Below are 10,428 nucleotides of genomic sequence, written 5' to 3' on the forward strand. Positions count from 1 at the left end.
CGGCCTCTCCGCCGGGTCCGTACGCGTCATGAGCGAGAGGAGCCGGGACCACGCCGGTCCGAGGCTCTCCGGGATCGTGGGCGAGACCGACAGCCGCACCAGCGCCGACTCGATGCTGGAGCTGACCGGATACGCCGGCCGCCCGGTGAGCGCCTCCAGCAGGATCAGGCCGAGCGCATAGATGTCCGCCGCCGGCCCCAGCTCGTCGTTTCGCAGCTGCTCGGGCGCCATGTACGCGGCCGTGCCGAGGATGACACCGGGCGCCGTCATGGGCGACGTGTCCAGAGCGCAGGCGATACCGAAGTCGGCGAGCTTGGCGCCCCAGCGCCCGGTCTCGCTCTTCGGCGGCGTGAGCAGCACATTCGAAGGCTTGACGTCGCGGTGGATGATGCCCGCGCTGTGCACGGCGTCGAGCGCATCCGCGAGGTCGCCCGCGATCTGGGCGAGCTCCCCCGAGGGCATCGGGCCGCGGGTCAGCCGGCCCGCGAGCGTGGGCCCGTCGACGAACTCCATCACCAGGTACTGCGCCGAGCCGGGTTCGAGTCGCGCATCGAACAGCGTCACGAGCGCCGGGTGGTTCAGCGACGCGAGCAGCGCCTTCTCGCTCTGCGCCCGGTCGGCCGAGAATCGCGCATCGGGGTCGTGGCGGATCAGCTTGACCGCGACGGTCCGCTCGAGGAGTGTGTCCTCGGCCCGGTACACCGAGGCCATGCCGCCTCTGCCGACGCATCCGAGCAGACGGTACCTGCCGTCGAGGAGCGCCTCTGTCGGCGGTGCCTCCTGGGTCTGCATCCGAATCACCTCTCCGCGCTGCGCGGCGTCCCACCAGGTTCACGAAGCTAACTCCGCAGCGGCCCTGCGTCACCCGCCTTGACAGGCGGGCCGGGACCCTACTCGCGGCGCGGCGACGACGGTGGTGCGGGGAACCAGCAGCTCACGCCCAGTCGGTGAGCAGCCGTCCGCTCGCCGCGAGGACCAGCCGGCGGGGCACGATGCCGGCCAGCCTGCTGAAGAGCGCGTTCAGCCGCCCTGAGACGACGCTCGCCGGCGTCCGTCGCCTGTCCAGGAGGCGCATCGCGAGGGCCACGACCGTCTCCGGGGCCTCGAAGCGGGATGTGAAGGGCCGCGTGCCGACCACCTCGAAGAACTCGGTGGCCGTCGCTCCCGGGCTGAGCGCGAGCACCCGCAGCCCGGACCCTGCGGTCTCGTGCGCGATCGCCTCGGTGAAGCTGAGGACGAACGCCTTCGACGCGCCGTATACCGCCATTCCGGGGCACGGCTGATAGGCCGCGATGCTCGCGAGGTTCACGAGGGCTCCGCGTCCGTCGCTGACGAGATCCGGGAGGAACTCCCGCGTGAGCCCGACGAGGGACGCGACGTTGACCTGGATCATCTCCGCGATGCGTGCGGCATCCGCATCGACGAACGCCCCCTTCGATCCGAACCCGGCGTTGTTGATGAGGGTGTGGATGCGGATGCCGCGCTCGTCGAGCTGCGCGCGCAGGGCCGCGGGCGCGTCCGGTGCGGCGAGGTCGAGCGCGATCGGCGTCGCGCGCACCCCGTGCTCGCGCGTGATGTCCTCGGAGAGCTCACGCAGACGCTCCTCCCGGCGGGCGACGAGCACGACGTCGGCGCCGCGTCTGGCCAGCTGCGCGGCGAACTCGGCGCCGAGACCGGAGCTCGCGCCGGTGATGAGGGCCGTCGTGTCCGTGAAGTCTCTGCGCATGTCCGCAAACCTAGACGACCCTCATCCGCGCCCGCCCTAGTGGTCGCCGGCAGGAGCGTGCACATGGGCGCGCTGGCCTTGGCGCCCGACGAGGCTGAGGTATTCGACCGGGCCGGCACTGGTGGCCCCGAACCAGTGCGGGGTGCGGGTGTCGAACTCGGCAGCCTGACCGGCCTGCAGGAGCAGGTCCTGGTCGCCGAGCACCAGGCGGAGGGTGCCGTTCAGCACGTAGGCCCAGTCGAACCCTTCATGGGAGCGCAGGTCTGGGACCGTATCGTCGCTGCCCGTGGGGAGGACGAACTTGTATGCCTGGACGCCTCCGGGGCGGCGTGTGAGCGGGATGATGATCGACCCGTCTTTGCAGGCCATGGGCCGGAGATCGATTCGGGGGTCCCCGGTGCGAGGCGCGTCGACGAGGGAATCGAGGGTGACGCCGTAATAGCGGGCCAATGGGAGCAGCTGCTCCAGAGTCGGGCGCCGCAGTCCCGCCTCCAGCCGGGAGAGGGTGCTTGTCGAGATCCCGGTCTCCTGAGCGAGCGTGGTGAGCGTGATGTCTCGGCGCAGTCGAAGATGTTTCAGACGTGGGCCCACGGTGTCGAGGATCTGATCGGAGGGTTCGCTCATCCCCCCAGTTTGCCATTCGGCAAGAATGATTGCCAGTTGCGCGTGTTCGGGGGATCCTGGGTATGGACATCACGGACGAGCGGGAGGACAGCGCAATGGGCACCACACACGACGATGCACCCATGAGGAACGAGTTCGACAAGGACTACTGGGAGGATCAGTGGGGCACCACCCCGGGCCGACGTCGCCGGCTCCCCGTCAACCCCTATCTGGCAGCCGAGACCGCGCATCTGCCCGTCGGCACAGTGCTGGATGCGGGCTGTGGAACCGGAACCGAAGCGCTCTGGCTGGCCGAGCAGGGCTGGGACGTCACGGCCGCCGACATCTCCGCGAACGCACTGGCGGAGGCCCGGGCTCGTGCTGCCGCCGGTTCGGGCGAGCACATCGACTGGGTGGAAACCGACCTGTCGCGGTGGGAGCCGGCACGAGCATGGGACCTCGTGGTCACCAGCTACGCCCACGCGCAGATCGGGCAGCTCCCGCTGTACCGGCGTATCGCCTCCTGGGTCGCCCCTGGCGGAACGCTCCTCATCGTGGGACACCTGCACGGCAGCCATCACGACGTTCACCGCGGACACGACCATCCCGAAGGAGCGACGGCGACGCTGGAGGGGATCACGAGCCTGTTCGGCTCGCCGGAATGGCGGATCGACTCAGCCTATGAGCACACCCGCACCGTCGACCGCGGCGGTTCCCCGGTGCAATTGCGTGACGTGATCGTTCGCACCCACCGACTCACCTGATTCGTCTTCCGCTTCGCGCGCCAAGGTCTTTCAACCTCGGCGCTGCTTCGACCTGCCTGCGATCAGCGCCACGCAGAGAACCTCCTGAAAGGAAACACATCCCGCCATGACATCCACCACTTACGCAGGTGCAGAGAACGTCGCTCCTGTCATCGACGATCCACGACGCAGACGTGCCGTCCTGTGGGCCATCTGCATCGCCTTGATGGCCGTCGTCGCCTCGGTCACCGGCCTCAACGTCGCTCAGCCGCAGCTGACGACGGCCTTCGATGCTTCCCAGGGGGAGGTGCTGTGGATCATCAACACCTACACACTCACCCTCGCTGCCCTCCTCCTGCCGCTGGGGGCATTGGGCGACTGGCTGGGTCGCAAGCCGGTGCTCATCGTCGGGCTGGCGGTATTCGGGATCGCGAACGTCGCCGCCGCCGTGGCCCCGGTGATGGAGGTCATGTTCGCCGCGCGTCTGCTCAGCGGCATCGGCGCGGCACTGATCATGCCGGTCACTCTGTCGGTGATCACCTCCTCGTTCCCAGACGAGGAACGGTCCCGAGCGATCGGGATGTGGACCGCGGTCGCTGGAGGCGGCGGCATCCTGGGGATGTACCTCTCCGCCGTGCTGGTCGATATCGCGTCCTGGCGATGGCTGTTCGCGCTCCCCATCGTGCTCACCGTCGCGGCCCTGCTGATCGGTGCTCGCGCGGTTCCGAACTCCCGCGATAGAGTCCCCGGCCGGTTCGATGCCCTGGGGGCATTGACCTCGATCATCGCAACCGTCGGTTTCACCTTCGCGCTGCACGAAGCACCGTCTCTCGGCTGGGCCGACCCGATCGTGCTGATCCCGCTCATCGTGGCAGCGCTCGCCACCGCCGGGTTCATCCTGTGGGAGCTGCGCGTCCCGTCCCCCCTCCTGGACATCCGGCACTTCCGCACCAGAGGCCTCTCTTCGGGCACCACGCTCCTTCTGGTGCTGTTCGGCGTGCAAGGCGGGATCTCCCTGGTGCTGTACCCCTTCTTCCAGGTCGTTCTCGGATGGAGTGGGCTGCTCTCCACGCTTGCCATGATGCCCATGGCCTTGCTGATGATGCTCGCCTCCGGACTCGCCCCTCGCCTGGCAGCACGCGTCGGAGCCCGAGCCTCGATGGTCGTCGGGCTCGCCATCACCACCGCGGGGCTCGCGCTCATGGCCGGGTTCGTGTCGGCCGACGGCGGGTACGTCAGCGTGCTCCCTTGACTCATCGCGATGGGACTCGGCGCGGGCCTGGCGATGACGCCCTCCACCGAAGCGATCACCTCATCGCTTCCTCGCGAGCAGCAGGGTGTCGCCTCGGCCCTGAACGACCTCTCCCGAGAGCTCGGCGCAGCCCTGGGCATCGCGCTTCTGGGCGGTGTGCTGGTGGCCGGATACCAGAGCGCGATCGCCGGACGCCTGTCAGGCGTGCCCGAAGAGTTCGCGGCGACGGCGCGCGAAGGCATCGCCAATGCCACCGCGATCAGCCAGAGCGCGGGGGCTCACGCGGACCAGATTCTCACCGCCGCGAACGAGGCATTCATCGCCGGATGGCAGCAGGCGATGTGGGTCGGCGTCGCCGTCATGACCGTCCTCGTGATCTTCGTGCTCTTCCGCGGCCCCGGCTCCTCCACACCCTCAGAGCCGTTGGACGAAGCCGACGCCGAGGCTCCGAACCGCTCTGATGCCCTCAGCGTTCGACGTTGAGACATGACGGATCTCGGGAGACGGACATGCCGACTCTTGTCGGATCTCACCGGAGTTGTCGCGAAGTGAGACAAGAATTCGGCGGGATTCCGCTGATCTGACTCACTCCCTGCTTGCGATTTGTCTCATCCGAGTTGTCATCTTCTTCACGGGCCTGATCCCTGCGAAACACCGTCCTCTTCCCAGTCAGTGGGCGGAGGGAGAACCGATAGTCGTATCAGAGGCCACACTTTCGCCGAGGCGACGATCACGGCGAAGAAGATCGTGACAACCGGCGCGGAGCTCGGTACTCGCTGTCCGCGGTTAGGCGATGCGTCCGGCTTACGGCAGACACGCCCACTCGCCCTGGGCGGGGACACCTCGCTCCTCTATTGAAAGCACCGGCGCCGGGCGACGCCGGTGCGGTGCGAGGCGGCTGGCCCGGGGCTGCTTTATCTATGAGGGTGACCTCGGCACCGCGCTTCCCAAGCTGATAAGCGATGGAAGTCCCGAGGATTCCGGCGCCGATCACGATAACTCGCATGCGTTTCCTTCTCCGCTCAATCACGTGGCCAATCTGACGTGCTTGACAACGGCGTCCACAGCGTCTCGGGTTTCGGGCGTGATCGTGTGTGCATGCGCCCTACGGCGTTGTCGTCCGTGACGTCCTTCATAAGGGCTGCTCCGACCCGCAGGGGCTTGGGCCGGAGCAGCAGTTTGAGAGCGATGCCTACCGGTGTCGCACGATCCCTCAGTTAGACGGTCGCGAAACGCGCCAGACCGAACGGGGCCAGGGACGCGTGACGCGACCCACCGAGCAGCTCGTCCGCCACCGCGGCTGCCAGGTGCGGCGCAAGAGTCACCCCGCTGTGCGTGGCAACGGTGTAGATGGAGCGGCCTTCGTCGACCCAGTCGGCGATAGTGAGACCGTCCTTGGGGAGAACGCGGGTGCCGAGGTGCACGGATTCCACGGCCACATCTCGCAGCGCCGGGTACAGCTCGCGTGCTCGCTCGAGCAGGACACCCGGAACCGTCCAGATCTGCGGATCCGTCTTCGCCCATTTCCCGCCAGTCGGGTGATCAGCGAACGTGATCCCTCCGTTGCGCGCGGGCCGCAAAGCGATCCCGCTCGCGCGGATGAAGTGACGGACCCCGGAGTCGACACGACCGGTGGTGCTGATGATGCCGACCGAGGATTCCGGCTCCCCGGCGGCATCGGTGTTCTGGGAAGGGTCAAGCAGAGGGAAGTCGATGCCCGCCGTCGCCAGGATGCTTCGGGTTCCGTTGCCGGCGGCGACCACCACAAGATCTGCGTCGATGCGGCTGGTGTGTCCGTCAGCGTCGACGGTGATCACGTAGTTCTGCCCGATCTCGCTCACTGTGCGGAAGGGGAAGAAGGTGGCTCCGGATTGGACTGCGCGATCGAGCAGCGTGTGACACATCGTTTCGACGTCGACCCAGCCCTCACGGGGATAGATCGCACCTGCCACAACGTTCATCGGATTCAGGCTCGGTTCGAGTTCGAGCACTTCATCGCGCGTGAGCAGCCGGGCGCCGTACTCGCCCCACGCGATGCGTGCGACGTTGCCCTCGAGCTTCTGCGCCTCTTTCTCCGACTGTGCGACCTGGATCATTCCGGTCTGGTGGAACCAGCGCCCCCCACGCTGAGCCTCGCGCTCGTACGCCTGCACGCCGAGGAAGTTGAGCAGACTGTAGGCCTCAGGGGACTTGTCGTTGCCGTTGATCCACGCGAAGGTGGCCGAGCTCGTCCCGGAGCCGGCTTCAGCCGCGTCGACGATGGTGACAGTCGATCCTCGGCGGGTGAGCTCGGCGGCGAGTGAGCTGCCGATTACACCGGCGCCGATGACGATAACACTGGGTTGATTCATGAATACGTTCCTCGCGTCGTGGGGTGGGTCACAGCGTTCCGACGGAGGAGAAGAACTTCTTCGCCCGATCGGTGGTGGGGTTGTGCAGGAGCGACCTGGGTGTGCCGCGCTCAATGACCCTGCCGGCGTCCATCATGATCACCTCGTCACCGACCTCTTCGGCGAACCTCATTTCGTGGGTGACGACGAGCATCGTGGAGCCGTTCGCGGCGAGACCGCGCATCACCGCGAGAACCTCGCTCACGAGTTCCGGGTCGAGAGCGCTGGTCGGTTCATCGAAGAGAAGGATCTGCGGTTCCATGGCGAGGGCGCGGGCGATCGCTACTCGCTGCTGCTGTCCGCCCGAAAGCTCACTGGGGTAGTGGTCTGCCCGGTCGGCCAGTCCCACCTGCTCCAAGTACTGCAGCCCCGCAGCGGTCGCTGCTTTCTTGCTGGCCTTGCCCACCAGGGTCGGACCGATCGCGACGTTCTCGATAGCGGTGTAGTTCGGGAACAGATTGAAGTGCTGGAACACCATTCCGAAGTTGAGCGTCTGGCGCCGCGCAAGCGCACCGCTGACCGGCACCCGGTGCCCGCGCCGCACCTCGTGCCCGATCATCTGCCCTTTCAGGAAGATGGCTCCGCCATCGATGGTCTCCATCGAGTTGACGGTGCGCAGAAGCGTACTTTTGCCTGAGCCTGATGGCCCGACAATGCAGGTGACCGTTCCGGGATAGATGTCCAGGCTGACGTGGTCGACGGCCTTCAGATCACCGAAGTGCTTGCTGACGTTGACCAGCTGCAGCAGCGGGGCTTCCTCGCTCGTTGTGTTGCTCATCTCAAGCTCCTGCCAAGTCTGTTTGCTTCGCCGTGCTCGCGAGGTTCCGACGAGCGAACCCGCGACCGAATCGCTTCTCCAGCCGGGACTGCCCGAACATGGCGAGCGAGGTCAGCACCAGATACCAGATCACCGCGACCGTAAGCAGCGGGATTGTTTCGAAGTTCCGCGCGTAGATCGTCTGCACTGTCGTCAGGAGCTCGGTGTATCCGATCACCGACACCAGCGACGTGCTCTTGAAGATCGTGATGACTTCGTTCGCCATCGAGGGGGTGATCACACGGATCAGCTGCGGTCCGAGAATCTTCTGGTACGCCTTAAAGGGCGGCAGCCCGAGCGCCTTGCAGGCTTCGAACTGTCCCGACTGCAGCGCGAGGACTCCCCCACGGAAAACTTCTGCGGAGTAGGCACCGAGATAGATGGCGAGGCCGATGATCGCGGCGCTGAATCGTGAGATCACCTCGTTCGTCGGCACCTCGAACAGGTTCGGCCCGAACGGGATGCCGATCCCCAACGTGGGAACCAGAGCGCCGAAGAAGAACACCAGCAGAAGCATCACCAGCGGGGGCATGGCGCGCATGAGCCAGATGTAGAGGACGGCGAAGGTTCGAAGGACGACGAGCTTGGACATGCGGCACCAGGCGGTGAGCACTCCGAGTGCGAGTCCCACAACCGTCGTCAGCACAGTGAGAACGATGGTGTTCAACAGGCCGTTGAGGATGACCTGGCTGAACAGGTAGGAGAAGACGAGCTCCCAGTTCCAGTTCTCGTTGAAGACGAACAGCTGGATCAGGACGAGACCAACATAGACGGCCAGAACGATGCTGATCCAGAATCCGATACCGACGCGAGGTTTGATCGGGAGGGTTGCCAGTTCCTGACGTGTCCACTCTTGGGTGTTGAGCCCTTGGGTGGTGGGGTGTGAGACGTTACTCACGGATCATCCCTCCATCGAGATGTCGCTGTTGATGTCCATCTCGGGCAGGGCGGAGTCACTCAGACCCCACTTCTCCATGAGAGCGTCGTACGTGCCGTCCTCGACGAGCTGCAGGAGGGCTGCCTGGAGCGCATCGCGCAGCTCGGCGTTGTCCTTGTGGATACCGATACCGAGGATGCTCTTCTGCTCTTCATAGACGATCTTGAACGTGTCGGGGGTCTTCTTGACGTTGTAGGCCATCTGCGGGAAGTCTCCCCAGAACGCGTCTGCCTCGCCGCTCTTCACGGAGAGGATGCCGGCGCCGGTGTCGTTGTACCCGTTGATCTCCAGTTCCGGGGAACCGGACGCAACGCATTCTGCAGCGATCTCTTCGAGGCTCGCCTGCTGCGAGGTACCGCGGGCGTATCCGATGCTGAGACCGCAGAAGTCCTCGCGGGTGATCTCGTCCTTCTCGAAGTCGACGTTGGTGATGATCGCCGTGCCGTTGCGCATGTAGTCGATGAAGTCGATGTAGGTCTGGCGTTCCACGAAGTCAGCCACCGAGGCGATGACGTCGAAACGCTTGGCCTCGAGCCCCGGCATGAGCCCGTCGAAGGTTCCTTCTTCGAACTCGGCCTCGGTCCCGAGAACGCGGGCAGCTGCACGCAGCAGGTCGGGGTTGAGGCCGGCGATATTGCCGTCACTGTCCACGAACTTGATCGGCTCGACATCGGTGTTGATCGAGATGGTGAATCCATCGGCGAACTCCTCGGGGAGGAGCGCGGCGATCTCGTCGTTCTTCTCGACCGACGCGACGATGTCGGCGGCTTCGGTCTGCTGGCCTTCGCTTTCGATCTCGGGATTGGCGCAACCGGCCATTCCGAGGACGAGGGCTGCGACGCTGACGGTGGCTACGATGATGCGTTTCATGGGATGTCTCCGTGTTCAAAGATGCGACGTTGCATCGGTGGGTACTGCTTCGAATGGGTACTGCTCGGGTGGTACTGCTTCGAATGGGTACTGCTTCGGGCGTCTCGTGGGTTACGAGGGGTCTGGTTGGTTTTCGTCGGAGTACTCGATGTAGAACTCCATCGCGCCGGGCTTGAGGTAGTAGGCCGCGGATTCGGCGATCTGTCCGTTGGATTGCCACATCAGGCGGCGCCGTCGGAGGACTGGGATTCCAGCGGTGAGCTGGAGGAGTGCGGCATTCTCTTCATCGAGAAGCACAGGATCGAAGTACATGCGTGACCTGGCGATTTCCACGCCCTGTTGCGCGAGGTAAGCCCGGACTGACACGTCCTCGAGGTTCTCTTCGAGGAGTTCGGGTGTCAGGGCGAAGGGGATCGCCGCGATCTCAACCACCGTCGCGGAATCGTCGGTTACGTCTCTGCGCACGCGTGTGAGCTGAATGACTGGTTCGAGATCATCGAGCCCTGGGAGTGTGACTGCTGCCTTGCCGGCGGGGATGACGGTTCCCTCCACAACGTCCATCCGCCCGGGAAGGTTCGCATCACCGATGCGCGGATCCACGGAGCGCATGAGGTTGATCTGTCGTGCACCGTCAGCGACGTGGGTTCCTAACCGCTTCCGGCGGATGACGAGTCCGGCGTTGGCAAGGTCGTTCAACACGCGCTGAGCCACGGAACGACTCACCTGATACTCGAACTGCAGCTCCGCCTCGGTCGGCACTTTGGCTCCGGGCGCGAGCTCGCCCGAGACGATGCGAGCCTCGAGCTCGGCGCGGATGATCTGATACTGCGGTGCGGTCATGGCTAGACCGTACATTTAAACAAATGACCGGTCAATAGTTGTGAGGAAGTTGTAACCTGCTCGAAATCCGCTCTTGCGAGCTTGTCAAGTTGTGTGTGTAAGCGGGCGATGTCTCGGGGGTTAGAGGTAGCGCTCGATGCGCTCGGGATAGACGAGGGAGAGTTGCTCGAGAGCTTTCATCCAGTTCGTGACAACTTGGCCTTCGACCAGGCGCTGAAGCGCCCTGGGTCTGATGGAGACTCGCGCTATT

General features: G+C 65.2%; 12 protein-coding genes. 3 read left to right on the forward strand and 9 right to left on the reverse strand.

Translation table 11 applies throughout. The features are described 5' to 3' along the window. From IPV10_RS16390 to IPV10_RS16400, 3 genes are all read right to left on the reverse strand, one after another. The coding region (locus IPV10_RS16390; RefSeq protein ID WP_207485673.1) for a serine/threonine-protein kinase at positions 1–792 on the reverse strand (792 nt) is incomplete at its 3' end. A gap of 142 nt (positions 793–934) precedes the next feature. Continuing rightward, entirely contained in the window at positions 935–1,726 is a 792-nt protein-coding gene (locus IPV10_RS16395; RefSeq protein WP_207485675.1) for an SDR family oxidoreductase, read from the reverse strand. Positions 1,727–1,762: 36 nt separating this feature from the next. Further along, entirely contained in the window at positions 1,763–2,350 is a 588-nt protein-coding gene (locus IPV10_RS16400) for a helix-turn-helix domain-containing protein (RefSeq protein WP_207485677.1), read from the reverse strand. A gap of 122 nt (positions 2,351–2,472) precedes the next feature. Between IPV10_RS16400 and IPV10_RS16405 the strand changes: the two genes are divergently transcribed. The 3 genes from IPV10_RS16405 to IPV10_RS16415 all read left to right on the forward strand — a co-directional run bounded on the left by IPV10_RS16405 (position 2,473) and on the right by IPV10_RS16415 (position 4,807). After that, entirely contained in the window at positions 2,473–3,093 is a 621-nt protein-coding gene (locus tag IPV10_RS16405) for a class I SAM-dependent methyltransferase (RefSeq protein ID WP_207485679.1), read from the forward strand. A 106-nt stretch (positions 3,094–3,199) separates the two neighbouring features. Then, on the forward strand, positions 3,200–4,324 hold the full coding sequence (locus tag IPV10_RS16410) for an MFS transporter (protein ID WP_207485681.1): 1,125 nt from the start codon (positions 3,200–3,202) through the stop codon (positions 4,322–4,324). Positions 4,325–4,333: 9 nt separating this feature from the next. Continuing rightward, positions 4,334–4,807: a hypothetical protein gene (locus IPV10_RS16415; protein ID WP_207485683.1), complete on the forward strand. Its 474-nt coding sequence runs from the start codon at positions 4,334–4,336 to the stop codon at positions 4,805–4,807. Positions 4,808–5,054: 247 nt separating this feature from the next. Here the strand turns inward: IPV10_RS16415 and IPV10_RS16420 are convergent, their stop codons facing one another. The 6 genes from IPV10_RS16420 to IPV10_RS16445 form a co-directional block, all read right to left on the reverse strand. Continuing rightward, complete coding sequence (locus IPV10_RS16420; protein WP_207485685.1) at positions 5,055–5,330, reverse strand: FAD-dependent oxidoreductase; 276 nt, start codon at positions 5,328–5,330, stop codon at positions 5,055–5,057. A 211-nt stretch (positions 5,331–5,541) separates the two neighbouring features. Then, positions 5,542–6,675: an FAD-binding oxidoreductase gene (locus IPV10_RS16425; RefSeq protein ID WP_207485688.1), complete on the reverse strand. Its 1,134-nt coding sequence runs from the start codon at positions 6,673–6,675 to the stop codon at positions 5,542–5,544. A gap of 28 nt (positions 6,676–6,703) precedes the next feature. Beyond that, entirely contained in the window at positions 6,704–7,492 is a 789-nt protein-coding gene (locus IPV10_RS16430) for an amino acid ABC transporter ATP-binding protein (protein ID WP_278249389.1), read from the reverse strand. A 1-nt stretch (position 7,493) separates the two neighbouring features. Then, complete coding sequence (locus IPV10_RS16435) at positions 7,494–8,429, reverse strand: amino acid ABC transporter permease (RefSeq protein ID WP_207485690.1); 936 nt, start codon at positions 8,427–8,429, stop codon at positions 7,494–7,496. A gap of 3 nt (positions 8,430–8,432) precedes the next feature. Next, complete coding sequence (locus IPV10_RS16440) at positions 8,433–9,338, reverse strand: ABC transporter substrate-binding protein (protein WP_207485692.1); 906 nt, start codon at positions 9,336–9,338, stop codon at positions 8,433–8,435. A 111-nt stretch (positions 9,339–9,449) separates the two neighbouring features. Beyond that, the gene (locus tag IPV10_RS16445; RefSeq protein WP_207485694.1) at positions 9,450–10,178 is read right to left on the reverse strand and encodes a GntR family transcriptional regulator; all 729 of its coding nucleotides are present in this window, start codon (positions 10,176–10,178) and stop codon (positions 9,450–9,452) included. Between the last annotated feature and the right edge of the window lie 250 nt (positions 10,179–10,428).

The sequence above is a fragment of the Microbacterium sp. SD291 genome (assembly GCF_017355365.1).
Classification (GTDB): Bacteria; Actinomycetota; Actinomycetes; order Actinomycetales; family Microbacteriaceae; genus Microbacterium.

Coding starts and splice junctions, on each gene's coding strand:
- IPV10_RS16415 (WP_207485683.1), top strand. CDS start 4,334: ATGGGACTCGGCGCGGGCCTGGCGATGACGCCCTCCACCGAAGCGATC.
- IPV10_RS16395 (WP_207485675.1), bottom strand. CDS start 1,726: ATGCGCAGAGACTTCACGGACACGACGGCCCTCATCACCGGCGCGAGC.
- IPV10_RS16400 (WP_207485677.1), bottom strand. CDS start 2,350: ATGAGCGAACCCTCCGATCAGATCCTCGACACCGTGGGCCCACGTCTG.
- IPV10_RS16430 (WP_278249389.1), bottom strand. CDS start 7,492: ATGAGCAACACAACGAGCGAGGAAGCCCCGCTGCTGCAGCTGGTCAAC.
- IPV10_RS16405 (WP_207485679.1), top strand. CDS start 2,473: ATGAGGAACGAGTTCGACAAGGACTACTGGGAGGATCAGTGGGGCACC.
- IPV10_RS16420 (WP_207485685.1), bottom strand. CDS start 5,330: ATGCGAGTTATCGTGATCGGCGCCGGAATCCTCGGGACTTCCATCGCT.
- IPV10_RS16425 (WP_207485688.1), bottom strand. CDS start 6,675: ATGAATCAACCCAGTGTTATCGTCATCGGCGCCGGTGTAATCGGCAGC.
- IPV10_RS16445 (WP_207485694.1), bottom strand. CDS start 10,178: ATGACCGCACCGCAGTATCAGATCATCCGCGCCGAGCTCGAGGCTCGC.
- IPV10_RS16410 (WP_207485681.1), top strand. CDS start 3,200: ATGACATCCACCACTTACGCAGGTGCAGAGAACGTCGCTCCTGTCATC.
- IPV10_RS16440 (WP_207485692.1), bottom strand. CDS start 9,338: ATGAAACGCATCATCGTAGCCACCGTCAGCGTCGCAGCCCTCGTCCTC.